Raw genomic sequence first — 25,739 nt, forward strand, 5'->3', positions numbered from 1 at the left:
CGCCGGCATTGCCGGCGTTTTTTCGTTCGTGGCGCCGGTGGCGTCCATCCACCGGTCAACCCGCAAACCCACCCTCGGCCAGGTAATCCAGCTCCTCCGGCGTCGGCATCCGCCCCAGCACCGCATTACGGTGCGGGAAGCGCCCGAAGCGGCGGATGATGTCGCGATGCAGTTCGGCGAACTGCAGGTATTCCTTGTCGCCCAGTGCATCGAACATCGCCACCGAACGCTCCTGGTCCTGCGGGTCTTCGGAGTGTTCGAACGGCAGGTAGATGAACGCCCGCAGCTTGGGCACCAGTTGCAGGTCCAGGCCTTCCTCCACCGCACGCATCGCGTAATGACGCGCCAGGCCATCGGTGGCATAGGAATGCGCCGTATCGCGGAAACAATTGCGCGGAAACTGGTCGAGCAGGATCATCAGCGCCAGCGCGCCGTCGGCGCTGCTCAGCCAATGCTCGCGGGCACGGCGCGCGGCGGCGAAATGTTCTTCCTGGAACTGCTGGCGAAACCGCGCATCGAACGCGTCATCGCGCGCGAACCACTGCTGCGGTCCGGCGTCTCGCCAGAACTCCACTACTTGTGCCGCCACGTCCATTCACTACCCCTGTGGATGACACGCCCCAAGACGTCCATCCGTTCCATTGCCGTTACTCGTCAAAACGCAGGTGGCGGACCGACTTGCCGTTGCGCCGTATCAGCTTAAGCGCCTCGATACCGATCTGGATATGGTTCTCGACGAACTGGGAGCTGACCTTGGCATCGGAGACCTCGGTCTTCACGCCGTCGGGAATCATCGGCTGGTCGGACACCAACAGCAAGGCCCCGATCGGAATGTGGTTCGCAAAACCGGCCGCGAACAGGGTCGCCGTCTCCATGTCGATGGCCATGCAGCGCATCACCCGCAGCTTCTCCTTGAAGGCCTCGTCATGCTCCCAGACCCGACGATTGGTGGTGTAGACGGTGCCGGTCCAGTAATCGTGGCCGAGGTCGCGAACCATGGTCGAGACTGCCCGCTGCAGGGCAAAGGCCGGCAGGGCCGGGACTTCCGGCGGCAGGTAGTCGCTGGAAGTGCCCTCGCCGCGGATTGCAGCGATGGGCAGGATCAGGTCGCCCAGCTGGTTTTTGCGCTTGAGCCCACCGCACTTGCCCAGGAACAGCACCGCCTTGGGCATCACCGCCGACAGAAGGTCCATGATGATGGCCGCGTTCGGGCTGCCCATGCCGAAGTTGATCAGGGTGATGTCGTCGCTGGTGACGCTGGCCATCGGCCGGTCCGCGCCCTGGATGGGAGCCCTGGTGAGCTGGGAAAAGGTATGCAGGTAACCACCGAAATTGGTCAGCAGGATGTGCTGCCCGAACTGCTCCAGGGGCACGCCGGTGTACCGCGGCAGCCAGTTTTCGACGATGGCCTGTTTGGTTTTCATGGGGCTGTTCCGACAAACGACAGGCGACAATTCTGCGAGACCAGCCGGGCGGCGTCGAGCGTTGCCGCTCAATCGGGGTGGTCGATCCCATCGGCCCTGCCCTTGAGGACAAGGCAGGCCAGCAAAAGCACGGCGGCCGGTATGGCAAGCAGCAGGACAAGGGCCGTCGGCGCACCAAAGGCCCAGAGCGAGGCGGCAAAGGATATGGACGATATGCCGACCAACGGAAAGGCGTACTGGATCCGTTTGATCACCAGGTAGCTGGCGGTGGCCGTCAGCAGGGAGAGTGCTGCGAGGAGGATGCGCGCTTCTTTGGGCAGCCCGCTGGGCGACTGCTCGAAGAATCCGGCCACCAGCATGAGGCCGGACGCGAACGCCAGAACGACGAGCAACAGGTAGTAATGCCTGGCGTGCTTGCGATCAAAGCCTTCGGTTACGTTCATCGACACTTCCTTGTGAATGCAGGGTCGCACGGGTGACCTACGCGAGCCGCGCCAGTCCGACCATTCCACGTTGGACGATCGCGGCGCAAGTGGCGATCGCGATCTTGCAGCGGCGGGCAAGAAAAAGGCGGCCAATGGCCGCCTTTTTCCGTTTACCGGTAGCGCTGGGTCAGAACTGCACGGACCAGCGCGCGGTGACGCTGCGGTCGCGGGCGTCATCACCGAAGGTGCCGTTGTAACCCAGTTCCAGCTGGTTGCGCGGGCTCAGCCAGGCCGACAGGCCGAGCTCGGCCACCACGGCGTTGTCGGCGATCGCCGCACCGCTGACAGCAAAGCTGCTGCCGCCCGTCCAGGCCAGATCGGCGACCTGGCTGCGGTCACCGGAGGCACGACGGTAGCCGAGGCCACCGCGGACGTGCAGCCAGCTTTCCTGCTGCCAGGACGTCTTCAGGCCCTTGTCAAAGCGAACACCGGCGGTCGCCACGTTGGTGCGGGTGTCGGCGACCTGGCCGTTCAGTGCCGCAGCGCCGCCCTGTTCGGAGATGCGGTCCACGTCCACTTCAACGCGCGCGAACTGCAGGTACGGCTCCAGGCCAGCTTCGCGCCCACCAAAGCGGTACGCGCCTTCGATGAAGCCCTGGCGGGTGGTGGCGTCGTACGTGGCCGACAGCGCGTCCTGGTAGCCGGCAAACGTCAGCTGACGCTTGCTGTCCACGTCATGACGGGAATAACCCAGACCGGCGCGCAGACCGAACGCCCCCCACTGGTTGCCCACGTAGGCGCCAAAGTGGGTGTTGTCGATCTCCGAACGGGCGCCGCGACCGGCCGCCTGCTTGATGTCGGTCCGGCCGGTACCGACCAGCCCGCCGACCTGCCAACCCCCGCCGAACACATGATCGGCACCGACCAGCAGACCGTTGCTGTTGGAATCGGTGCGCGCGGCATTGGCATCGCCATCGAGCTTGCCGCTGCCGCCGATCGCCTGCACCCACGCCCCGCCACCGGCGGCCTCATCAGCGGCACCGGGCGAGCGCGCGCCCACGGCACGGCTCAGCGCCGCATCACGCAGGTAGCGGCTGCTTTCCACCAGCGCCATCGGCGTGGCGGCATGGAGCTCACCACTCAGCGCATCCAGTGCCGCACCAACCTGGGCCGGGAACAGCTGGGTCAGCGGCTTGGGCAGGCCCTGGTTGATGGCCAGGCCATCGGCGCTGGTGGCCACGGCGATCTGGTTCGGCGTGACCGCGGCGCTGGACAGTGCGTTGCCGCGGGCGACGTCGATGCGCAGGCCATTGGCGCTGTAGCCCAGGCTGAACGTCAGGAACGGCGAGAAGGCCGAGAAGTCGGTCGTGGCGAACTGGCCGTTGATGCCACCGGCGGCCTGCAGGAAGTTGAACTGCTCGCCGAGGTAGTACACGCCGGCTTCCGGCAGGGCCTTCAAGGTGCCATCCAGCGTGGCGGTGCCGCTGACGCGCAGCAGATCGCTGCGGCTGCCCGGGGCCAGCTCGGCCTGGTAGACGCCACTGGCGGTCTGCACATAATCGCCGTTGATGGTCAGCGTGCCGATCGAGTTGCCCGGCGCGATGATGCCCTCGACGCGCGTGCTGCCCAGCGTACCCACGCCCTTCAGCGTGCCCTTTGCGCCGACCACGGTCGAGCCATCCTGCTGCACGCCGTTGAAGGATACGGTACCGGCAGTGACGAGCAGGTCTGACCCGTCCAGCAGCGCACCGGCATTGACACCGGTGGTGCCGGCCGAGGTCAGCGTACTGTCGACCAGACGGCCATTGAGCACGAAGCTGCCGCCGCTGCCGACGGTGGTGCCGGCGTCCTGCTGCAGGCCATTGAAGGTGACCGAACCACCGGTCACGTTGAGTGCCGAACCCTCGAGCACGCCGGTGGTGGAGATCACGCTGCTGCCCCCCAGGCTGTTGAGCGTGGTGGACACCAGGCTGCCGTTGAGCAGGAACTGGCCGCCCTGCACGTCGACCGACGCTGTCAGTGCGTTGGCGCCGTCCAGTTCCAGCATGCCGTCACGCACGATGGCGCCGTTGAAGCGGTTGTCGCCGCTCAGACGCAGCCAGCCGATGCCGGACTTGGTCAGCTTGCCCGGGCCGCCGATGTCATTGGTCCAGTCGTCCCATGCATCGCCTTCCCACACCTTCAGGCCGCCGGCCTTCTGGTTCATGACCACGTCGGTGTCCACGCGCAGCATGCCGTAGCCTTCGATGGCGGTCTTCAGATCGACCATGCCCCAACCGTAGATCGCATCCACGCCCGGCGCGCCCAGATCACGCGCGGTGGTCAACAACACGTCGCGTACCTGCGCGTTGTCCAGGTACGGGAAGCGCTCCATCAGCAGACCAAGCGCACCCGTGATATGGGGTGCCGCCATCGAGGTACCGGTCTTGTAGCCGTAGGTATATTCGGGCGCTTCGCTTTCGATCAAGAAACGCAGGTAGTCCTCGGTCAGCTCCATGCGACCGTTGATCTCGCCGGACACAATGGTGCTGGCGATGTTGGTACCCGGCGCGGACAGGCACCAGTTGGCAGCAGCACCGCAGATGCTGGAACTGGCATCAATGACGTAGTCCGTTTCCCCAACAGTGGGGCGACGGACGTTCGCAACGGCCAGCCAGTACGGCTCGATCTCCGGGTTCCAGCGCGGCAATGCTGCCGTGATGCCGGCCATGCCCCCGGCTGAGTTGCCTGCCGACCATACCTGAATCAGCTTGGAACCCGATGCACCCTCCGTCTCACCATAGATACTGCCGTAAACACCGTAGTCCGCACCGATTGCAGCGTACTGCGTGTCCAGACTGCCTACCGTCGCGTGCCGGGTCGAGATGCCCCAGCTGTGGTTGAGAACGCGCACGCCCTGTGCCTCGGCTTGTGCGTACATGTCCAGTGTCGCCACATCATCCGGGTCCGTGCGATACAGCGCACGTGGCCGGTAGAAGTTGTCCGGGTCGAGGCGCCATTCGTAATACGTATCGCCGAAGACACGGGCTGCCGTCAGGTTGGCACCAAATGCCACACCATGCATTCCGGTGCCATCGCGGTTTGCACCCACGGTCCCCAGCACGTGCGTGCCGTGGTCGGCGTAGCTGAAACCATATGGCTGGCCCGCGGCGATCAGGCGGTCGGCAAGCGCTGGAGGCACGCCGGGCCCCAGGCCGTAGTAGTTGTACCCGGGCTGGTCGCCGCGGGTGCTGCCGCAGGCACCTTCGCCGGCCACGATGCTCGGGTCGGCGCAGCCGCCGTTGCCGATGGTGATGCTGGCGGTGTTGCGCCCGGCGAACTCGTCATGGGCAAGAGCAGAGCCCGAATCGAACACCCCCAGGCGCACGCCCTGACCGGTCAGCCCACGTGCGTAGGCGTAATCGGCCCCCATCGCAGCCAAGCCCCAATCGGCGTTGAATTCATCGCTATGCCAACTTGCCACATCACCCGGCTTGCCCAGGATAGGGCTGGCGGCCTCGGCGCTGACGCGCGGACTGGGAAGGGACATGTTCTGGCCAGGAGCGCCGATCGGTGCGGCGAACATGGCCGCGAGCGAGGTGCTCTGCTGATTGCGGCCTACCGCGGACTGCTCGGCGCGCTGCTGCTGGTAACGGTCCAGGACATCGCTGGCGGGACTGGCCATGGCCGGGGCGACGATGGCGGCGAAAAGGGTGCCGGTGATGGCCGAGGCCAGCAGGGTCGGCGACAGGCGACGAGAGGCCGCGCGGGACTTCGAGTGCAGAGTCATGAACAGGAAACTTCCTTGATCTGGTTCTAGGTACAGGGTCTGAAACTAGGTGGACACCACCACGTTGCCGCCGGTGCAGGTCGGCCCAACGCTCTCTTTGAGCCTACCCGAAAAGTTCATGAAAAGTTCACAATTGCTTCTCATAACAGTGCTAGGTCTCATTTGCTAAAAATATGCAAAAGGTCACTTGGCAAAGCACCCGCGTCCCGGATAGCGTCGAAGCATTGTGTCCATGCGGCTTGGGGGAGAACCATGCAGAAGTTGTTGAGCGTCGGCGTTGGCCTGGCGTTGATGTCGATCGTGTCCGCGCCGGCGCCCGCCGCGTCGCGTTTCCTCCAGGATCCCTACCCCAGCACCTACGCACCGATCGCCTCGGCGCCGGTGCTGATCAGCAACGCCACGGTGCTCACCGGCACCGGCGTGCGCCTGGACAACGCCGATGTGCTGTTGCGGGGCGGCCGCATCGCAGCGGTCGGCACCGGCCTGAGTGCACCGGCCGATGCGGTCCGCGTCGACGGCCAGGGCAAGTGGGTCACCCCCGGCATCATCGATGTGCACTCGCACCTGGGCGTGTATCCCAGCCCGGGCGTCAGCGCGCACAGCGACGGCAACGAGATGACCGCGCCGGTCACCGCCAATGTCTGGGCCGAACACTCGGTGTGGCCGCAGGACCCCGGCTTTGCCGCGGCACTGGCCGGCGGCGTGACCTCGATGCAGGTGCTGCCCGGCTCGGCCAACCTGGTCGGCGGCCGCGGGGTGACGTTGAAGAACGTCCCCGCAACGACCTACCAGGCCATGAAGTTTCCCGGCGCGCCGTGGGGCCTGAAAATGGCCTGCGGCGAGAACCCCAAGCGCGTCTACGGCGGCAAGGGCACCGCGCCGGGCACGCGCATGGGCAATGTCGCCGGTTACCGCGCGGCCTTCATCGATGCCAGCGAATACATCGCCAAGAACACCCCCAAGCAGCCGAAGAAGAAGCGCTGGTTCAGCGGCGATGACAAGGGCGACAGCGCCGGTGACAGTGGCGGCAAGCGCGATCTCAAACTGGATACGCTGGCCGGCGCCATCCAGGGCGACATCCGCGTGCACATCCACTGCTACCGCGCCGATGAGATGGCCACGATGCTGGATCTCTCCAAGGAATTCGGCTTCAAGATCGCCGCGTTCCACCACGCGGTGGAGGCCTACAAACTGGCCGACCGGCTCGCCGAGGAAGGCGTGTGCGGTGCGCTGTGGGCCGACTGGTGGGGCTTCAAGATGGAGGCGTTCGATGGGATCCAGGACAACATCGCCCTGGTCGACCGGCCGGCCAACAGCTGCGCGATCGTGCATTCCGATTCCCCGGAGGGCATCCAGCGCCTCAACCAGGAAGCGGCCAAGGTGATCGCCAACGCACGCCGCGCCGGCATCGAGATCGCCCCGGAGCGCGCCATGATGTGGCTCACCTCCAACGCAGCGCGCTCGCTGGGCGTGGAGAAGCAGACCGGCAGCCTGGAGGCCGGCAAGATGGGGGATGTAGTGGTCTGGAACGGCAGCCCGTTCAGTTCCTACGCACTGGCCGAAAAGGTCTACGTCGATGGCCATCAGGTCTATGACCGGCAGGATGTGAGGCGGCAGCCGCTGTCGGACTTCATGCTCGGCCAGGAGGCACGCCCATGAGCCGCCGCGTCGCCATGCGACTGCTTCCGCAGGCTCTGCTGTTGCTCGCCGGTGCCTGCATCGCACCGGCGTTGTTCGCGCAGGATCTGCTGATCCGCAACGCCACCGTGCACACCGCCGCCGCACGCGGCAGCCTGGAACACAGCGATGTGCTGATCCAGGGCGGCGTGATCCGCGCCGTCGATCCGGGCCTGTCGGCGCCGGCCGGCGTCGCCGTGGTGGAGGCCGCAGGCAAGCCGCTTACCCCGGCGTTGTTCGGCGGTATCACCGACATCGGTATCGAAGAAGTGTCCGGCGAATCGGCCACGGTCGACAGCACGCTCAAACTGGAAGACCAGCCGCTGCGCCCGGAATTCGACGTCACCCTGGCCTTCAATCCGGACTCGGTGCTGATCCCGGTGGCGCGGCTGGATGGCATCGGCTTCACCCTGCTCGGGGCGAACACCGGCGGCGGCTTCATCGCCGGCCAGGGCGGCGTGATGCGGCTGGACGGCAGCGCCGACCCGGTCGGCCCGCAGGCGCTGTTCATCCGCCTCGGTGCGTCCGGCGCAGAGTTGACCGGCACCTCGCGTGCCGCGCAGTGGATGCTGCTGGAACAGATGGTCAGCGAGGCGCGTGGCCGCGTGCCGGCAGACTCTCCGCATGCCCTGCTCACACCTGCCGGACGCGCCACGCTGGCGCGCTACCTGGCCGGCCACGGCCGGATCGTGGTGCAGGTCGACCGCGCGGCCGATATTCGTCAGCTGCTGCGCTGGGCCGCCCGCGAGAAGGTCAAGATCGCGATCGCCGGCGGTGCCGAGGCGTGGCGTCTTGCCCCGCAGCTGGCCCAGGCCGGCGTGCCGGTGTTCGTGGATGGGCTGGGCAATCTGCCGAGCAGCTTCGACCAGCTCGGCGCGACCCTGCAGAACGCGGCGCGACTGAAGGCGGCCGGCGTGCCGGTCAGCTTCGCCCAGCGCGATGATGCCTCGCACAACGCGCGCAAGATGCGCCAGCTGGCCGGCAATGCAGTGGCCAACGGGTTGCCCTGGGAGGATGGCCTGGCGGGCCTGACCCGGGTGCCGGCGCAGGCGCTGGGCGTCGGCGACCGGCTTGGCACCATCGAGCCGGGCAAGCTGGCCGATCTGGTCCTGTGGGAAGGCGATCCGCTGGATGTCGGGCATTACGCCGAGCAGGTCTGGCTGGGCGGCCGCGCGATGCCGATGCGCTCGCGCCAGACCGAGCTGCGCGACCGCTACCAGGCGCCGGCGTCGAGCGAACCGCGCGCATACTCGCGCTGAGTCCCTGCACAGGGCCGCTGCCTGCGGCGGCCCTGCATCCGGCGGCATTGCCGTCCCGCAACGTGAGCACCCGATCATGGCCCTGCGCTGGTATTTCGATTTCGTCTCACCGTTCGCTTACCTGCACTGGCAGCAGCTCAAGGCCCTGCCGCAGTTCAAGAGCATTGTTCCGGTGCCGATCGCCTTCGGCGCAGTGCTGCACCACCTGGGCAATCTGGGCCCTGCCGAGATCCCCGCCAAACGACTGTTCACCTATCGGCAGGCCCTGTGGCAGGCCCGCAGCACCGGGGTGACGCTGCGCTTTCCGCCGGGCCACCCGTTCAATCCGCTGGCAGCCCTGCGCCTGTGTCTGGCCGCGGGGGCCACCCACGAGACGGTCGACCTCCTGTTCAACTGGATCTGGCGCGACGGCCACGCCGGTGACAGTGCGGCCGCGCTCGCCCTGCCCGGCGCGATGCTGGACATCGCCGATGTCGCTGCGGCGATCAGTGAGCCGTCGGTCAAGGAAGCGCTACGCCGCAACACGGATGCGGCTTTGGCGGCCGGCGTGTTCGGCGTCCCGACGCTGGCGATCGGCAGCGAGCTGTTCTGGGGCAACGACGCCCACCCGCTGATGCAGGCGGTGCTGGCCGATCCAGGCCTGCTCGAGACGGGCGAATGGGCGCGGATCCAGGACTTGCCGGTGGCGGTAGAGCGCAGCCGTTGAGCCCGGGTCGGCTCCCCGGTCAGGCAAGCCGAGCCGTTTTGCGATAGCGTTCACGTTTCCGAACCTACAACCTGCCGGAGGGGCACAGGATGCGCATCGGAATCGTGGTCGACTCTGCGTGCGATCTGCCGCAGGATTTCATTGAACAACACAACATCGTGCTGCTGCCGATCACCGTCCGCATCGGCGAGGCCGTGCTTGCCGACCATCGCGACGAACAGGCGACACTGAGCTTTCTGCATGCCCATGTGGCCGAGCACGGCGCCGAAGCGGAGACCATTCCGTTCAGCGTCAACCAGATCCGGGACCTGTTCCTGGGCAAGCTGGTGATCGATTACGACCATGTGTTCTGCATGACGATGACCAAGACCCGCAGCCCGATCCACGACAACGCGATGCAGGCCAGCTTCGCGATCCTCAACGACTACAAGCCGGTGCGGCAGGCGGCAGGCTTCAACTCGCCGTTCGCGCTGCGCGTGCTCGATACCCAGAACCTGTTCGCCGCCCAGGGCGTGACCGCGGTGGAAGCGGTGCGCCTGCGCGACAGCGGTGCAAGCGTGCAGCAGATCCGCGAGCGGCTGGAGCTGCTGGCGCACAACGTGCACGGCTACATGATCACCCGTGATCTGTACTACATGCGCGCCCGCGCACGGCACAAGGGCGACCGCAGCGTGGGCCTGATCAGCGCGGCGCTGGGCAGCGCGCTGGACATCAAGCCGGTGCTGCATGGCTACCGCGGCGAGACCGGCCCGGTGGCCAAGATCAAGGGCTTCGACAACGCCGTGCAGAAGCTGTTCGATTTCGTCGGGCAGCGCGTCAAGACAGGCCTGATGACGCCAACGGTGTGCATCAGTTACGGCGGTGAGCTGGCCGACCTGCAGGCCCTGCCCGGTTATACCGCGCTGCGCGAGACGTGCCAGGCGCATGGCGTGGATGTGTTCGAGGCGGTGATGAGCCTGACCGGCATGGTCAACGTGGGCAAGGGCGCGGTGACGATCGGCTTCGCCGACGGCCCACATACCTTCAGCGGCTGAGCGCACTGGTCAGCATCGCAGCGGCCATGCCACGATCCGGGCACGGCCGCTGGTTCTGCACGCGGATTGCACCGCGTCTCTGCCAGCCTTGCCGCATTCAATGGAGGTAACCATGCCAGTTAGTTATGACATCAGCCTGCCGGACCCGGCCAAGGCACGCGGCAACGATCCGGACTTGTCCTTCCACGCCCAAGGCGCGGCAGGGTTGGCCGAGGAACTTCAGACTGCCCTGCGTACCACGGTGCTGTTCGACCGCTGGCGCGCCAAGCAGGACGATCCCGACGCGGTCGACCCGCAGTGGGGCGTGACCGATCCGGCCGCTACCGTGACCGGCGCGCAGGATGATCTGCGGATCAACCTCTGCGCCACCACCAGCATCGACAGCGACGTGTTCAAGCAGCGCCTGCGCATGCTGGCCGGCAGTCACTGGGAACTGCGCAACGTACGTTGAGCCATGTTGCCCGCCCCGCTGGCAGCCGACGCGCTGCCAGCGAGCGCCGCGCCGGCATCGCCATCGTCCCACCCACCGCCCAGCGCGCGATACAGATCCACCCGGGCGATCGCGGCCGCCGCCTGGCTGCCGGCCAGCGCCGCCTGGTTGTCCAGCGCAATGCGCTGGGTGGTCAGCACGTCCAGCATGTCGATCACACCGGCCTGGTACTGACGACGCGCAGCGACCAAGGCACGATCACTTTCCTCCACCGCCACCTGCAGCGCCTGCCCGCGTCGCTGCTCCGCGCTGTAACCGTCCATCGCATCGTCCACATCGTGCCACGCCTGCAGCACCGTCTTCTGGAACTGCAGCGCGGCCTGGCGTTGCTGCAACCGGCTCAGAGCGAGGTTCGCTTTCAACCTGCCGCCCTGGAAGATCGGCAGACTGATCGCCGGACCGATGCTGAAACGATGGGCGTTCCAGCCGTCCAGGTCGTCGAGCTGTTTGGCCTGGAAGCCGGCATCGCCAGTGAGGGTGATGCGCGGCAGGAAGTTGGCCTTGGCCACACCGATGCCAGCCGTCGCCGCGTGCAGGGCCGCTTCGGCGCGGCGGATGTCCGGGCGGCGCTCGACCAGGTCGCTGGGCAGGCCAGCCGCCATGCCGGGCAATGCCGGCCAATCGCGCCGTGCGTTTTCCAGCTGTGCGTCCAGCGCCTGCGGTGAGCGCCCCAGCAGCAGGGCCAGTGCATTGCGCAGCTGCGATTGCCGATGCTGCAATGGCGCCACCCGCGCCTCCAGCGCTGCCACCTGTGCGGCCGCACTGGCCACCTGCAAGGTGGTCGCCACGCCCTGCTGCTGGCGGGCCAGGGTCAGCCGCTGCACGTCACGGGCGATGTGCAGGTTGTCCTCGGTGATCGCCAGCAGCTGACGCGTCGCGCGCAGCTGCAGATAGGTACCGGCGGTTTCGGCCATCACCGCGGTCTGCACCGCGTGCCAGTCTTCGCTGGCCATCTGCACGCGGGCATCGGCGATCTCCACCTGGCGCCGCACACGACCCCAGAGATCCAGCTCCCAGCTCAGGCCGATACCGGCCTGGAACAGCCCGTAGACTTCCCGCCCGGCATTGCCGGACGGATCGTTCAACCCCACTTCGCTGTTGCGCGCACGGGTGGCCCCGACCGTCGCGCCGACGGCCGGGGCGCGGTCGGCGGCACTGATTCCGCGCAGCGCGCGGCTCTGCGCGACGCGGTTGGCGGCCAGCTGCACATCCAGATTGGCCTGCATGGCCTGGCTCGCCAGTGCCGCCAGCAGCGGATCCTCGAAGCCGTTCCACCACGCCGCGTCATCAGCGAAGGCCGCCGAGGTGATCACTCTGCCCTCCCACTGCGCTGGCAGGTTGGCCTCGGGCCGCACGAAATCCGGGCCGAGGGTGCAGGCGGCCAGTGCGGTGCACAGCGCGCTGCCCGCCATCAGGCGCAACGTCTGCCGCATCATCATGCGCCCTCCCCCGGCAGCCCACGCGCGCCGCTGTCCAGATCCACGCGCGCCTCCACCGACATGCCGGCGCGCAGCTTGCCGGCCAGCGGTTGGCCTTCGTCGAGCACGATCTTCACGGGTATCCGCTGTACCACCTTGGTGAAGTTGCCGGTGGCGTTCTCCGGCGCGATCGCAGCGAAGGTCACCCCGGTTGCCGGGGCGATGCTGTCGATCCGGCCGTGCAGCGGCTGGCCGGGGAACACATCCACCTGCACGTCTACGCGCTGTCCAGCGTGCATGCGCGTCATCTGCGTTTCCTGGAAGTTGGCGACGACGAATGCCTGCTGCAGCGGCACCACCGCGAGCACCGGCGTGCCCGGGGTGAGGTAAGCGCCCACGCGCACCGCGCGGCGGCCGACCATGCCATCGATCGGCGCACGCAGCTCGGTATGCGACAGATCCAGTTCGGCACGGGCCTGTGCGGCGTCGGCCCGCTGCACGGCGGCCTGCGCGGACTGCACGCTGGCGGTCAGCAGCGCGGTGCGTTGACGCGCATTGAGCACGGCGGCCGTGCCCTGCTGCAGATGCGCGCTGGCCACCGCCTGGCGCGACTGCGCCTGCTGTGCGTTCTGCACGGTGCCGGCACCGTCGCTGGCCAGCGCGTGATAGCGGCGCTGATCGGCCTGGGCGAGGCTGAGCTCGGCGCGGCTGACGTCCACACTGGCCTGGGCCTGATCGATCACCGAACCCTGCTGCGCCAGCGCGGCCTGCGCATTGGCCAGTTGCGCCCGTGCATTGGCCAGATCGGCACGCGCGGCCGCCAGCGCTACCTGATAGTCGCGGTCATCGATGCGCGCGAGCACATCGCCGGCCTTGACCGTCTGGTTGTCCTGCACGCGGACCTCGCTGACGAAGCCCGCGATCTTCGGCGCGACCACGGTGAAGTCCGCGATGACATAGGCGTTGTTGGTGGATTGATGGCGGCCATCGTGCAGCAGCCACCCGGCGCCGCCGGCGAGCAGCAGCAGGCCGGCAGCGATGACGAAGGGAACGGAGTTGCGATGCAGGGACACAGGGGAGTTCCTTGAATTCAAGCCACGGCACGTGGCGGATAGATGCGTGTGGGCAGCCACGGAATCAGCGCGATCAGCGCCACCGCCACCCACGCGACGAGGAGATAGAGATCGGCCGAGGTCAGCGCGACCACCTGCGCATGCAGGCGTGCGCCCAGCCCTGGCACAGTGGTGACATCAAGCCAGGTCGCGTTGCCGATCCGGTCAACCAGCGCGGTCGAGTGCAGATGGCTGCGCGCGGTGGTGACCGCCTCGAGCAGGCCACCGGCGAGCACTGCGGCGAAGCCTTTGACGGTGTTGAACCACGCTGAGGCGAAGGGGCCATCTGTCGGCGCCAGGCTGCCGGTGGCGAGCATCAGCAGCGGCAGCACCGCCATCGGCTGGGCGATGACCTGGATCACCTGCAGCCACACGAAGTTGTCGCGGTGCCAATCGGTGGTCAGCTGCGCACCCAGGCCACAGGCCAACGCCAGCAGGCCCAGGCCGATCGCCTGCACCCAGCGGCTGTCCACCCGGCGCTGGTTGAGCAGGGTCGCCACCAGCGGCAGCGCGATCAGCTGCGGCAAAGCGACCCACAGCAGCATCGGCGCGGTCTGCAGCGGCCGGTAGCCCTGCACCTTGGCCAGGAAGCTGGAGGGAATCATGATCACCGCCAGCAGCACGAACAGCACGCCACCCAGCGTGATCAGCGCGTAGCTCAGATTGCGGTTGGCCAGCAGCTGCAGCTTGAAGAACGGCAGCGGGTGCGACCATTCGTTGTAGAAGAACAGCGCCAACAGGCCGGTACCACCGCCGAGCAGCAGGCAGATCAACGGCGAGGCGAACCAGTCCAGGCGCGGCCCCTGCACCAGGCCGATCACCAGCATCACCAGCGCCGGGAACCCGAGCGCCAGGCCGACCCCGTTGAACTGCGCGAAACGCTCCCACCGCAGCGGGTCCTGCGGCAGGCCCCAGGCCACCATGCCCAGCGCGGCCACACACCACGGCACGATCTGCCAGAACGCCCAGTGCCACCCCACGTAGTCCACCCACAGCGCGGCCATCGGTGTGCCCAGGCTCGGCCCGAACGTGGCCGTCAGCGCATAGCCGGCCAGGCCGTACAACTTGATGCCCGGCGGCAGGAAGCGCAGCGCCACGCTCATCAGCAGCGGTGGCAGCGCGCCGCCCGCCAGCCCCTGCAGCGCGCGCAGGATCAGCAACGAGGGCAGATCCGGTGCGAACGGACACAGCACGCCCAGCACCATGAAGGCGCCGATCATCACCAGTGCGAAGCGGCGCAGCGAAAAGGTCACCGCACACCACGGCGCAAACGCCATCGCGCTGACCGACATCGCCGTGTACAGCGCGATGATCCAGCTGCCGTCATCGACACTGAACCCCATCGCGCCCCGGATGTCGGCCAGCGCGACCTTGGTGACGTTTTCGTTGATACCGGAGATCAGTACAGCCAGCAGCACGCCGCACAGGCCCACGGCCAGACGCAGGCCGAACACCGCCTGCGCAGGCGGTGCAGCTGGCACGGCAGTTGCTGCCGGCAACGGGGCGGCAACAGCAGTCATCGAACACCACCCGGGTATCGGGGATGCAGCGGGAACAACACGGACATGGGGCCACTCCACGACGGGGAGCGGCAGTCTAGGCAGCGCCGATGCTGCGAAAAATGCTGCGCCGGCCATCGCTGGCGTGCATCCCACGCACGCCTCACCGGTTGCCGTGCAGGCGGCCGTGGCCGCAGTGCGTCAGGCCTGCGTGGACTCCGCGTCGCACATCGCCTTGATGCTGCGACGCAGCCAGCGATGCGCCAGATCGCTGTCCAGGCGGGGATGCCATGCCTGCACGACAATCGCGCTGCGGACCGGAATCGGCAGTTCGAACAGGCGCAGCGGCACCCCGAGGCGTTCCAGTCGGCCCAGCATCACGCTGGGCATCTGCGGCAGGATCAGGTCCGAATCGGCCGCGGCGAAGATCGCCGAGTGGAAGGTCGGCATGATCTGCGCGACGCGCCGGGTCAGCCCCAGTGCTTCCAGGTCCTCATCGATCGGGCCATACCACCGGCCACGGCGCGATACGGCGATGTGGTCGAAGGCCACGAAGCGCTCGGCAGTGATCTCCCCGGCAAAGATCGGGTGGCCCTCATGGGCGGCACCGAAAAACGAGGTACTGAACAGGTTCTGCACCTTGGTATCTGCGCTCAGCTTGCTGACAGCACTGATGTGCAGATCGATCCGGCCCTGCGCCATCGCATCGTCGTCCCCATCGCCCTCGGGCACGAACCGCAGCACCGAACACGGCGCCTGCGCCTTGAACAGCTCGCGCATGCGGCCCCCATAAGTGCCGACAAACACATCGTTGGCGCGGATGCTGAAGGTGCGCTCCAGCGTCAGCATGTCGACCTCGCGGCCGGCGTTGAAGACCAGGTGGGCCTGCTCGATCACCCCGCGCACCTGCTCACGCAGCTGCAGCGCGCGCGGGGTCGGGGCCAGGCCACGGCCGGCGCGGACCAGCACCGGATCGCCGATCGCCTCGCGGATGCGGCCCAGGGTACGGCTCATCGCCGGGGCACTGAGGTTCATCCGCCGCGCCGCGCCCACGACGCTGCCCTCCTCGATCAGGGCATCCAGGGCAATGAGCAGGTTCAGATCGGGCATGGTCACGGCAGTATCACCTTCAACGTGTGGCGGTGACTTTACTGCAATCCAAAACCCGGATTGGTGCGCCAAACGCACGGCTCCGCTGCGGCGCACGGCATGGGTCCAGCGCCGACGGTGCGCCACCCTAGCGCCCCCTCTGCCGAGAATGCCGATGTTCACCAAGATCCTCGTCGCCCTGGATGGCGGCCCACAGCACGCCCAGGTACTGGCCCTGGCCGGGTCGCTGGCAGGGCCTTCCACCCGGTTGCACCTGCTGTGCGTGCTGGACCCCGCCTTCGCGCTGGCCGATGACACGCCGCGCGCCGACCATGCCGAATATCCGGCCGCCGATGACCAGGTCCACCAGGCGCAGCGCCTGCTTGCCACCGCCCTGAACAGCCTGCGCGAGCGCGGTATCGACGGCATAGGCCACCACCCGGCCGGCGAGCCGGCGCAGGTGATCTGCGACCATGCCCGCCAGCACGGCTGCGACCTGATCGTCATCGGCCATCGCCACCTGTCGCGGCTGGAACGCCTGCTGGACCGCTCTGTCGGGCAATGGACGGTGGACCATGCGCCCTGCCCGGTGCTGGTGGAAGTGCGCGGTGGCGATGCCTGAGCGAACCCCGGCGTGCGGTCAACCATCGGCCGCGGCCGTGCCCTGGCCCGGCGGCGGGCGCTGATCGCGCTCAGCCCGGTTCGCCGCCCGCGTCCACCCGATTGCGCCCGCCCCGCTTGGCGGCGTACAGCGCGGCATCCGCCGCCGCCAGCAGCTCGGCAGGATCAGCTTCCAACACCCTCGGCACGGTCCCGACGCCGATGCTGATCGTCACCGGTCGTCCCGGCTCAGCCGATGGCAACTGCAGCTGCTCCACCGCATGGCGCATGCGCTCGGCGAGTGCAGGGGCGCCCTCCAGCGGCGTCGATGCCACCACCACGGCGAATTCCTCACCGCCATAACGGGCAACCAGATCCGTGCTGCGCACCGCGCACCCCGCCAACGTTGCAGCGACCAGGCGCAGGCAGTGATCGCCGGCCGGGTGCCCGAAGCGGTCGTTGAACGCCTTGAAGCAGTCGATATCGACCATCAGCAGCGCAATGCCCTGCCCGCTTCGCCGCGCCCGCTCCCACGCGTCACGCAGGCTCTGGTCGAACTGGCGTCGGTTGGCCAGGCCGGTGAGGCTGTCGATCCGCGACAGCGCATCGAGCTGGTCCTGCCGCGCGAACGAACGCATCTGCATCAACACGCTGCGCAGGCCCGACCCCACGGTGGCCAATGCAAACCCGGCCACGGCCAGATAGGGATGCTCGCGGACCATCAATGCCGACACCACCATCAACGACAGTGCCAGGATCAATGGGCTCCCGGCGCGAACGGCCATCACCAGCGCGCGCGGCACACGCACTTCACTGCCTCGGGAAGGCCGCAGCGCCATGATCGCCAGCAACAGGAACGGCACATCGATCAGCAGATCGCCCAAGCCGCCGTAGCTGTCCTCGGTCTCGACATGGTTGATGTACGCGGCAACGCCCAGGTACACCCAGGCGAACACGCACAACGTGCGGAAGAACACGCGCCGCGAGGGATCTTCGCTCGCCCGCCAGCGCAGCAGTGCAAAGCCGGCGATGAAGATGTTCTCCACATCGAACATCAGCCGCAGGTGTGCGATCCCGTCCTCGCCCGCATCGCTGAGCGTGGCGAACGAGAAGGTGTAGACAAAGAACAGGTAGCCCAGCAGCAGCGCGAGCAGCGCATCGATCAGACTGAGATACCACGGCTCCTGCCGGGGATGGGCCATCGCGAACGTGAGCGGCACGCCGTACAGCACATACAGCAGCATGCTCAGCCCCGGCGTCGCATCGGCATTGCCGCGCCCGACCTCCTGATACATGTTCAGCACCATGCCGGCCGCCCACAACCCCATGCCCAGCGCCATCGCGACCCAGCCGACGATCGACGCGCTGCGGCGCCCCCGCCACACACAGGCCAGCCCTGCCAGCAGGGGCGCCCCGATCAGGAACGCATAGGACACCGGCAGCGCATGCGCGGGCAGCAGCACCAGCGCGATGCCATGGCACAGCAGGTACAGCACCGACAGCCAGACCACCATGCGGCGTCCCATTCCGATGCGGCGTTGCGACCAACATACAAGGTTGCCCGGCACCTGGGGATCAATTCATCCCGCGTTGACGGCGCGCGCGCGGCAGGGCGCCGGGCAGCGGGGGCTATTCTTCCTCGAGCTGCTGGAAACGTTCCGCCAGGAAATCGATCAGCGCGCGTACGGAGGGCAGCAGTCCGCGCCGTGAGGGGAACACCGCATGGATGATCTCCCGCCGTGGCGCCCACGCGGGCAGGACGTGCAGCAGCGTGCCAGCCGCGATCTGGTCGCACACCATCATCCGCGGCAGCTGCACCACGCCCACGCCCGCCACCGCGGCCGCGCGCAGGGTCAGCATGCCGCGGGTGACCAGCCGCGGCCGATGGTGGATGTCCGCGCGCGTGCCGTCCGGGCCGAACAGATTCCAGACGTGCTCGTTCTGCGGCAGGCCCAGCTCCATGCTCGGCAACGCAGCGAGATCGGCCGGCACCTGCGGCAGGCCCAGCCGCGCGATCAACGCCGGGCTGGCGACCAGGCACTGGCTGCGCTCGGCCAGCACCCGCATCACCAGCTCGGTGTCCTGCAATGGCGGTGGCCGCACCCGGATCGCGATATCGATGCCCTCGGCAATCAGATCGACCCGGCGGTTGGTGGCATCCAGCTGTATCTCCACCCCCGGGCACTGCGCCAGAAAGGCCGCGATCATCTCGCCGACACGCGTGTCCAGCAGCGCGACCGGGCAGGCCACCCGGACAATGCCGCGCGGCTCGCTGCGGGTGAGTTCGATCGCTTCCTGGGCGGCTTCGGCTTCCACCAGCATCGCCTTGCAGTGCGCGTAGAACGTCTGGCCGACCTCGGTAACCGAGAAGTGCCGCGTCGAACGCTGGATCAAGCGCACCCCCAGCCGCGCTTCGAGCAGGGCCACCCGGCGGCTGAGTTTCGACTTGGGCACGCCCAGCGCCCGCCCCGCCGGCGCGAAACCGCCGTGATCGACCACCTGGGCGAAATAGTAGAGGTCATTGAGATCCTGCACGGCCGCCACCAGCGTTCACCAGATAGGACTATCAGGATAGATTCTGCCGACTACCGGCGCCAGTGTCCTGAATCCATCATCTCCTCCATCAGACAGGGGCCTGGCCCCGGAGGAGTACGACATGAAGAAAATTCTCGGCATCTACAGCGCCCCGAAGGCGCATTGGGTGGGCGACGGCTTCCCGGCCCGGACCCTGTTTTCCTATTCCAGCCACGGCCAGCAGGTCAGCCCGTTCCTGCTGCTGGACTACGCCGGTCCGATGGCGTTCACCCCGGCCGCGCAGCCCCGCGGCGTTGGCCAGCATCCCCACCGCGGCTTCGAGACGGTCACCATCGTCTATGAAGGCGAAGTGGAGCATCGCGATTCCACCGGCGCGGGCGGCACCATCGGCCCGGGCGACGTGCAGTGGATGACCGCCGCCTCCGGCATCCTGCATGAAGAGTTCCACTCCCCCGCCTTCACCCGCACCGGCGGCACGCTGGAGATGGTGCAGCTGTGGGTGAATCTGCCGGCCAAGGACAAGATGGCCGCGCCTGGCTACCAGACCCTGCTGGACGGGCAGATTCCGTCGGTGCCGTTACCGGACCAGGCGGGCCGCGTGCGCGTGATCGCCGGTGAGTTCGACGGCCAGCGTGGCCCCGCGCGCACCTTCACACCGATGGATGTGTGGGACCTGCGGCTGCTCCAGGGGCACAGCACCCACCTGCCGGTGCCCGAGGGGCGCCACGTCGCCCTGGTCGTGCTGCGCGGCAGCGTGCAGGTCAATGGCAGCCAGGCCGTGCACGAGGCGCAGCTGGTGATGCTTGATCGCGATGGCAGCGCCCTGCGGATCGAGGCCAACAGCGATGCCACGGTGCTGGTGCTCAGTGGCGAACCGATCGACGAGCCGATCGTCGGTTATGGGCCCTTCGTGATGAACAGCCAGGACGACATCCGCCAGGCCTTCGCCGATTTCAATGGCGGCCGCTTCGGCCAGATCGCGCACACGTAATCCCGGCGAAGTGCTGGATTCACAGCGCGATTGACGCATCCCCCGTCCTCCGTGGCGATGGTCGTTGCCATCGCCATGACCCGGCCGCCCAGCGGCCTCCCCACGCCCAGGAGTATTCCCATGGCAAGCGAACCCATCCGTGACCCTGTCACCGATCACCTGCTGACCCCGCAGAACGCCGCCTTCATCATCATCGACTACCAGCCGGTGCAGGTGAACTCGATCGCCTCGATGGACAGGCAGTTGCTGGTCAACAACATCGTCGGCACCGCCAAGGCCGCCGTCGCCTACGGGCTGCCGCTCGTGCATTCCACGGTCAATGTGCGCAGCGGCCTCAACAAACCGCCGATTCCGCAGCTGCGCAAGGTGCTGGCCGACCATCCCACCTACGACCGCACCACGATCAATGCGTGGGAAGACACCGCGTTCCGCGAAGCGGTGCAGGCCACCGGGCGCCGCAAGCTGATCATGACCGCCCTGTGGACCGAAGCCTGTCTGACCTTCCCCGCCCTGGATGCCCTGAAGGAGGGCTACGAGGTGTACGTCGTGGTCGATGCCGTTGGCGGCACGTCCCTGGCCGCGCATGACGCCGGCCTGCGCCGCATCGAACAGGCCGGCGGCAGGATGATCAGCGTCCCGCAGCTGTTCTGTGAGCTGCAGCGCGATTGGCAGCGCCAGGACACGGTGCCGGCGTTCATGGATCTTTTCATCCAGACCGGCGGCACTGCCGGCATCCAGTTCTCCTACGATCGCCAATGAGCGACGCAACGGCCACGCTCCTGCGTGGCCGTTGGGCGGGCATCACCCGTGCAACGCCTTGGCGTGATGCGCGATGTGCTCGCCGATGAAGCTGCTGATGAAGTAATAGCTGTGGTCGTAACCGGGCTGCAGGCGCAGCGTCAGCGGATGACCGGCCGCCGTGCAGGCCGCCTGCAACCATTGCGGCTGCAGCTGGGTGTCGAGGAACTCATCACCACCGCCCTGGTCCACCAGCAACGGCAGGCGCTCGGTCGCGGTGGCGACCAGCTCGCTGGCATCCCACGCCGCCCAACTGGCGCGGTCCTCGCCGAGGTACGCGGCAAAGGCCTTCTGGCCCCACGGCACGCGGGTCGGCGCGACGATCGGCGAGAACGCCGAGACGCTCCTGTAGCGGCCCGGATTCTTCAATGCGATCACCAGCGCACCATGACCGCCCATCGAGTGGCCACTGATGCTGCGCGCGCCCGTCGTCGGGAAATGCGCCTCGATCCATGCCGGCAGTTCCTCCACCACGTAGTCGTACATGCGGTAGTGCGCCGCCCACGGCTGCTCGCTGGCATTCAAATAGAAGCCAGCGCCCTTGCCCAGGTCGTAGCCTTCGGCATCGGCGACGTCATCGCCGCGCGGGCTGGTGTCCGGCACGACCAGGATCACGCCATGCTCGGCGGCGTAGCGCTGCGCACCGGCCTTGGTGATGAAGTTCTGTTCGTTGCAGGTCAGCCCGCTGAGCCAGTACAGCACCGGCAGTGGCTGCGTGGCAGCCTGCGGCGGCAGATACACGGCGACGTTCATGTCGCAGCCCAGCACCTGCGAGGTGTGGCGGTACACGTCCTGCCAACCGCCGGATGCGGCGCGATGTTCGATGCGTTCCATGGTGATTCTCCGTAGGGGCGGCGCGGACCACGCGCCGCCCGTAGTGGCTCAGAAATGCACAACCGAGCGGATCGACTTGCCTTCGTGCATCAGATCGAACGCGTCGTTGATCTCGTCCAGGCCCATCGTGTGGGTCACGAACGGGGCCAGCTCGATGTCACCCTTCATCGCATCTTCGACCATGCCCGGCAGCTGGGTACGGCCCTTGACGCCGCCGAAGGCCGTGCCCTTCCAGGAGCGGCCGGTGACCAGCTGGAACGGACGGGTCGAGATTTCCTGGCCCGAGCCGGCCACACCGATCACCACCGACTGGCCCCAGCCACGGTGCGCGCATTCCAGCGCCGCGCGCATCACGTTGACGTTGCCGATGCATTCAAAGGTATGGTCCACGCCCCACGTGGTCATCTCCACGATGACCTGCTGGATCGGCTTGTCATGGTCCTTCGGGTTGATGCAATCGGTCGCGCCGAACTGCTTGGCCAGTTCGAACTTGGAGGGGTTGGTATCGATCGCGAAGATACGGCCGGCCTTGGCCTGGCGCGCGCCCTGGATCACCGCCAGGCCGATGCCGCCCAGCCCGAACACCGCCACCGAATCGCCTTCCTGCACCTTGGCGGTGTTGTGCACCGCGCCGATGCCGGTGGTCACGCCGCAGCCGAGCAGGCACACGTGTTCCGGGTTGGCTTCCGGATTGATCTTGGCCAGCGACACTTCAGCCACCACGGTGTACTCGCTGAAGGTGGAGCAGCCCATGTAGTGGTAGATCGGCTCGCCGTTGTAGCTGAAGCGGGTGGTGCCATCGGGCATCACGCCCTTGCCCTGGGTGGCGCGCACGGCCACGCACAGGTTGGTCTTGCCCGAGGTACAGAACAGGCACTCGCCGCACTCGGCGGTGTACAGCGGGATGACGTGGTCGCCCGGCTTGACGCTGGTGACGCCCTCGCCCACTTCGACCACGATGCCGGCACCTTCATGGCCAAGCACGGCCGGGAACAGGCCTTCCGGATCATCACCGGACAGGGTGAACGCATCGGTGTGGCAGACGCCGGTGTGGGTGATCCTGACCAGCACTTCGCCCTTCTGCGGCGGGGCGACGTCGATCTCGACGATCTTCAGCGGTTCGCCAGCGGCGAAGGCAACAGCAGCACGGGATTTCATGGGGAGCACTCCAAGGCAGGGAACAGAATGTGGCAGTACGCGGTCGCCCGCGCACTCATTTGAGGTAGGACCGGATCAGCATGCTCATCTCGCGCACGCGCTCGTCGCGCTGCGCGTCGGATTGGGCCGGCTGCCCGAATTCTTCGCGCAGATGCGCTTCCATCACTTCGGACATCAGCCCGTTGACGGCACCGCGGATCGCGGCGATCTGCTGCAGCACCGGCCCGCACTCGGCGCCGGCTTCCAGCGCGCGGTCCAGCGCATCGCACTGACCACGGATCCGACGGACCCGGGCGAGAACGCGCTTTTTTTCCTGCGGTGAATGGGGCATGGGGCAAAGGCCAGTTAACTATACTGGGGGTGAGTATACAGGATCGAAGCATCCAGGCCATTGACAGGCGTTCCGCTTGACATGAACAATCCAGGCAGAACGCCGCACGTGCCAGCCGGCGTCATGGACGACATCACATTTGCCATGCAGGTTCACCTTCGGATGCCAACGCGACGCGCAGTGTTCCCTTACCTTTTCCTCCTTGCCGGCGGTGCGTTGCTGCTTCGCGCCATGCATGTGCTGTCATCGCCGCTCGCAGGCACCACGGGACAGGCAGCGGCCTATGCCGATGGATACGCGGCCGGACAGACGGTTGCCGGCGCGCTGCTCGTGGCTGCTGCCGTGAGTCTCATTGCACTGGGTTGGCGCAGGCTGCGCTGCTGACCCGTTCGTGGCATCAGCCTGGCAGGCCCAGGCGCTGACCTACCCGCGCAGCAGATCAATGAACGCCCGAAGCGCGGATGACATCTGCCGCTGCCGCGGGTAATACACCGCAAAGCCCGCGAACGGTTCACTCCAGTCCTCCAGCACGGCGACCAGCCGACCGTCGTCCAGATACGGACGCGCGGAATCCTCCAGCACGTAGGCCAACCCTAGCCCGTCCACCACCGCCTGCAGGATGGTGTTCTGATCGCCGAGGGTGAGTCGCCCCGGCACATCGATTTCCAGCGCCTGGCCATCGCGTTCGAACTGCCACTTGTACAGATGGCCGCTGGCGAAGCGGAACCGCACGCACTCGTGGCGGATCAGATCGCGCGGATGCCGGGGTATCTCGCGTCCTTCAAGGTAGGCCGGCGCACCGACGATCAAGCCGCGCAGTGCCGGCCCGAGCGGCACGGCGACCATGTCTTCGGGTACCGATTCATGCAGGCGCACACCGGCGTCGTAACCGCCGGCGACGATATCCACCAGACCGTCATCCTGGGCCAGCTCCAGACGCACATCCGGATGGGCCAGCAGGAACTTCGCCAAGCGCGGGCCGAGCTGGGTCTGGACGGCGGCGCGGGTGGCATTGATGCGCAACAGGCCGGCCGGTGCCGCACGGAAGTGGTTCATCTCTTCCAAGGCGTCATGCACCTGCCCCAGCGCGGGCTGCAGGCGCTCGAGCAGCCGCTGGCCGGCTTCGGTGAGGGCTACGCTGCGGGTGGTGCGGTGGAACAGGCCCACGCCTAGGCGCTCTTCCAGCGCGCGTATCGCATAACTGACCGCCGAGGTGGACAGCGCCAGCTCGGCCCCCGCCTTGCGGAAGCTGCGGTGGCGGGCCACGGCGGCGAAGGCTGCCAGATGGGTCAGGTTGTCAGTGGCCATGATTATCCCGTTTCACTTGATGAATCATGCCGATATCCTGACTTTTTGTGCACGGGATCGGGGCGTATTGTAAAGCGCCTTTCTACAAACCTGCCAAGGATTCCCCCATGTCCCTCGCCCATGGTTATGCGGTGCACGACCAGACCGCGCCGCTGGTGCCGTTCTCCTTCGAACGCCGCCCGGCCGGTCCCGATGACGTGCGCATCGAGATTCTCTTCAGTGGCATCTGCCACTCCGATCTGCATCAGGCCCGTGACGACTGGGGTGGTTCCAAGTTCCCGATGGTGCCGGGCCACGAGATCATCGGCCGCGTGACCGAGGTCGGCGCCAACGTCACCGGCTTCAAGGTCGGCGACTTCGCCGGCGTCGGCTGCATGGTCGATTCCTGCCGCCACTGCGCCGCCTGCGATGAAGACCTGGAGCAGTACTGCGAGAAGGGCGCGACCTTCACCTACAACAGCACCGAGCGCGAGAGCGGCCAGCCGACCTTCGGCGGTTACTCCGACCACATCGTGGTCGAGCAGCGCTTCGTGGTGAAGGTGTCCGCAACGCTCGACCTCAAGGCCGCCGCGCCGCTGCTGTGCGCCGGCATCACCACCTATTCGCCGCTGCGCCACTGGAAGGTCGGCCCCGGCCAGAAGGTGGGCGTGATCGGCCTGGGTGGCTTGGGCCACATGGGCGTGAAGTTCGCCAAGGCGATGGGCGCCACCGTGGTGATGATCACCACCACCCCGGAAAAGGGTGCCGATGCCAAGCGCCTGGGGGCCGACGAGGTGCTGGTCTCGCGCGATCCGGCGCAGATGAAGGCACATGCGGGCAGCTTCGATTTCCTGCTCAACACCATCCCGGTCAGCCACGACACCAACCCGTACATGTCCCTGCTCAAGCGCGATGCCACGATGTGCCTGGTCGGCGTGCTGACCGAACTGGATCCGCCGCTGATGGGCGCTTCGGTGATGTTCGGCCGCAAGCACATCACCGGCTCGGCGATCGGCGGCATGGCCGAAACGCAGGAGATGATGGACTTCTGTGCCGAGCACAACATCGTCAGCGATGTGGAAGTGATCGACATCAAGAGCGTCAACGAGGCCTGGGAGCGCATGGCCAGGAACGATGTGCGCTACCGCTTCGTGATCGATATGGCCACGCTGGAAAAGGCGGCCTGATCCCGGCGCAGCCACACATGAAAAACCCCGGCAATGCCGGGGTTTTTTTTGTCAGCTGTACGCGTGTGCCCTTCGCGCAACTGTCTCCCGGCCGCTACGGGCCTCGGCGTGCGGTA

At 67.1% G+C, this 25,739-nt stretch carries 24 protein-coding genes; 10 read left to right on the forward strand and 14 right to left on the reverse strand.

What is annotated here, in order from left to right; all coding sequences use genetic code 11:
- Positions 1-55: 55 nt before the first annotated feature.
- The 4 genes from AC06E9_RS03955 to AC06E9_RS03970 all read right to left on the reverse strand — a co-directional run bounded on the left by AC06E9_RS03955 (position 56) and on the right by AC06E9_RS03970 (position 5,624).
- On the reverse strand, positions 56-595 hold the full coding sequence (locus AC06E9_RS03955; protein ID WP_282261519.1) for a DUF924 family protein: 540 nt from the start codon (positions 593-595) through the stop codon (positions 56-58).
- A 52-nt stretch (positions 596-647) separates the two neighbouring features.
- Entirely contained in the window at positions 648-1,424 is a 777-nt protein-coding gene (locus AC06E9_RS03960; protein WP_478055588.1) for an AMP nucleosidase, read from the reverse strand.
- Positions 1,425-1,492: 68 nt separating this feature from the next.
- Positions 1,493-1,867: a hypothetical protein gene (locus tag AC06E9_RS03965; protein WP_121039711.1), complete on the reverse strand. Its 375-nt coding sequence runs from the start codon at positions 1,865-1,867 to the stop codon at positions 1,493-1,495.
- Between the two features lie 169 nt (positions 1,868-2,036).
- Positions 2,037-5,624, reverse strand: coding sequence for an autotransporter domain-containing protein (locus tag AC06E9_RS03970; protein WP_478055589.1), 3,588 nt, complete (start codon positions 5,622-5,624; stop codon positions 2,037-2,039).
- 246 nt (positions 5,625-5,870) lie between these two features.
- Here AC06E9_RS03970 and AC06E9_RS03975 point away from each other — a divergent pair, with 246 nt between their 5' ends.
- From AC06E9_RS03975 to AC06E9_RS03995, 5 genes are all read left to right on the forward strand, one after another.
- Positions 5,871-7,277 (forward strand): amidohydrolase, encoded by a 1,407-nt coding sequence (locus AC06E9_RS03975; protein WP_121039717.1) that lies wholly within the window; start codon positions 5,871-5,873, stop codon positions 7,275-7,277.
- 14 nt (positions 7,278-7,291) lie between these two features.
- Positions 7,292-8,554, forward strand: a complete 1,263-nt coding sequence (locus AC06E9_RS03980) for an amidohydrolase family protein (protein WP_478055590.1) — start codon at positions 7,292-7,294, stop codon at positions 8,552-8,554.
- A gap of 73 nt (positions 8,555-8,627) precedes the next feature.
- A complete protein-coding gene (locus AC06E9_RS03985; protein ID WP_282261589.1) occupies positions 8,628-9,260 on the forward strand; it encodes a 2-hydroxychromene-2-carboxylate isomerase in 633 nt (210 codons plus the stop codon).
- An 89-nt stretch (positions 9,261-9,349) separates the two neighbouring features.
- Entirely contained in the window at positions 9,350-10,294 is a 945-nt protein-coding gene (locus AC06E9_RS03990; protein ID WP_478055504.1) for a DegV family protein, read from the forward strand.
- 112 nt (positions 10,295-10,406) lie between these two features.
- A complete protein-coding gene (locus tag AC06E9_RS03995) occupies positions 10,407-10,745 on the forward strand; it encodes a hypothetical protein (protein WP_121039729.1) in 339 nt (112 codons plus the stop codon).
- On the opposite strand, the gene AC06E9_RS04000 is transcribed toward AC06E9_RS03995, so the two are convergent.
- The 4 genes from AC06E9_RS04000 to AC06E9_RS04015 form a co-directional block, all read right to left on the reverse strand.
- Positions 10,718-12,220 (reverse strand): efflux transporter outer membrane subunit, encoded by a 1,503-nt coding sequence (locus AC06E9_RS04000; RefSeq protein ID WP_478055591.1) that lies wholly within the window; start codon positions 12,218-12,220, stop codon positions 10,718-10,720. The two genes, AC06E9_RS03995 and AC06E9_RS04000, sit on opposite strands and share 28 nt — an antisense overlap.
- Entirely contained in the window at positions 12,220-13,275 is a 1,056-nt protein-coding gene (locus AC06E9_RS04005; RefSeq protein ID WP_478055505.1) for an HlyD family secretion protein, read from the reverse strand. The genes AC06E9_RS04000 and AC06E9_RS04005 overlap by 1 nt, the downstream gene beginning before the upstream one ends.
- 17 nt (positions 13,276-13,292) lie before the next feature.
- Positions 13,293-14,834 carry an MFS transporter gene (locus tag AC06E9_RS04010; protein WP_478055506.1) on the reverse strand — a complete coding sequence of 514 codons (1,542 nt, stop codon included), beginning with the start codon at positions 14,832-14,834 and terminating at the stop codon, positions 13,293-13,295.
- 180 nt (positions 14,835-15,014) lie between these two features.
- Positions 15,015-15,929: a LysR family transcriptional regulator gene (locus AC06E9_RS04015; protein ID WP_121039741.1), complete on the reverse strand. Its 915-nt coding sequence runs from the start codon at positions 15,927-15,929 to the stop codon at positions 15,015-15,017.
- Positions 15,930-16,077: 148 nt separating this feature from the next.
- Between AC06E9_RS04015 and AC06E9_RS04020 the strand changes: the two genes are divergently transcribed.
- Complete coding sequence (locus tag AC06E9_RS04020) at positions 16,078-16,524, forward strand: universal stress protein (RefSeq protein ID WP_478055507.1); 447 nt, start codon at positions 16,078-16,080, stop codon at positions 16,522-16,524.
- A 70-nt stretch (positions 16,525-16,594) separates the two neighbouring features.
- Here the strand turns inward: AC06E9_RS04020 and AC06E9_RS04025 are convergent, their stop codons facing one another.
- Together AC06E9_RS04025 and AC06E9_RS04030 are read right to left on the reverse strand one after the other, a co-directional pair.
- Complete coding sequence (locus AC06E9_RS04025) at positions 16,595-18,016, reverse strand: GGDEF domain-containing protein (protein ID WP_478055508.1); 1,422 nt, start codon at positions 18,014-18,016, stop codon at positions 16,595-16,597.
- A 115-nt stretch (positions 18,017-18,131) separates the two neighbouring features.
- A complete protein-coding gene (locus AC06E9_RS04030; protein ID WP_478055510.1) occupies positions 18,132-19,037 on the reverse strand; it encodes a LysR family transcriptional regulator in 906 nt (301 codons plus the stop codon).
- Between the two features lie 121 nt (positions 19,038-19,158).
- Between AC06E9_RS04030 and AC06E9_RS04035 the strand changes: the two genes are divergently transcribed.
- Complete coding sequence (locus AC06E9_RS04035; protein WP_461770266.1) at positions 19,159-20,028, forward strand: pirin family protein; 870 nt, start codon at positions 19,159-19,161, stop codon at positions 20,026-20,028.
- A gap of 120 nt (positions 20,029-20,148) precedes the next feature.
- Entirely contained in the window at positions 20,149-20,787 is a 639-nt protein-coding gene (locus AC06E9_RS04040; protein ID WP_461770267.1) for a hydrolase, read from the forward strand.
- Between the two features lie 42 nt (positions 20,788-20,829).
- Here the strand turns inward: AC06E9_RS04040 and fghA are convergent, their stop codons facing one another.
- Genes fghA through AC06E9_RS04055 form a run of 3 tightly spaced genes read right to left on the reverse strand, consistent with a single transcriptional unit; the run spans position 20,830 to position 23,149 of the window.
- A complete protein-coding gene (gene fghA, locus AC06E9_RS04045; RefSeq protein ID WP_121039756.1) occupies positions 20,830-21,660 on the reverse strand; it encodes an S-formylglutathione hydrolase in 831 nt (276 codons plus the stop codon).
- 48 nt (positions 21,661-21,708) lie between these two features.
- Positions 21,709-22,818 carry an S-(hydroxymethyl)glutathione dehydrogenase/class III alcohol dehydrogenase gene (locus tag AC06E9_RS04050; RefSeq protein WP_121039758.1) on the reverse strand — a complete coding sequence of 370 codons (1,110 nt, stop codon included), beginning with the start codon at positions 22,816-22,818 and terminating at the stop codon, positions 21,709-21,711.
- Positions 22,819-22,873: 55 nt separating this feature from the next.
- Entirely contained in the window at positions 22,874-23,149 is a 276-nt protein-coding gene (locus tag AC06E9_RS04055; protein ID WP_019183747.1) for a metal/formaldehyde-sensitive transcriptional repressor, read from the reverse strand.
- 81 nt (positions 23,150-23,230) lie between these two features.
- On the opposite strand from AC06E9_RS04055, the gene AC06E9_RS04060 reads away from it, so the two are divergent.
- Positions 23,231-23,533 (forward strand): hypothetical protein, encoded by a 303-nt coding sequence (locus AC06E9_RS04060; protein ID WP_152152222.1) that lies wholly within the window; start codon positions 23,231-23,233, stop codon positions 23,531-23,533.
- Positions 23,534-23,572: 39 nt separating this feature from the next.
- On the opposite strand, the gene AC06E9_RS04065 is transcribed toward AC06E9_RS04060, so the two are convergent.
- Positions 23,573-24,457, reverse strand: a complete 885-nt coding sequence (locus AC06E9_RS04065; protein WP_121039764.1) for a LysR family transcriptional regulator — start codon at positions 24,455-24,457, stop codon at positions 23,573-23,575.
- Positions 24,458-24,564: 107 nt separating this feature from the next.
- Between AC06E9_RS04065 and AC06E9_RS04070 the strand changes: the two genes are divergently transcribed.
- Positions 24,565-25,623, forward strand: coding sequence for an NAD(P)-dependent alcohol dehydrogenase (locus AC06E9_RS04070; RefSeq protein WP_152152225.1), 1,059 nt, complete (start codon positions 24,565-24,567; stop codon positions 25,621-25,623).
- The last annotated feature ends 116 nt before the right edge of the window (positions 25,624-25,739 follow it).

The organism is Stenotrophomonas sp. Steno-Z10-BAI, from assembly GCF_056393115.1.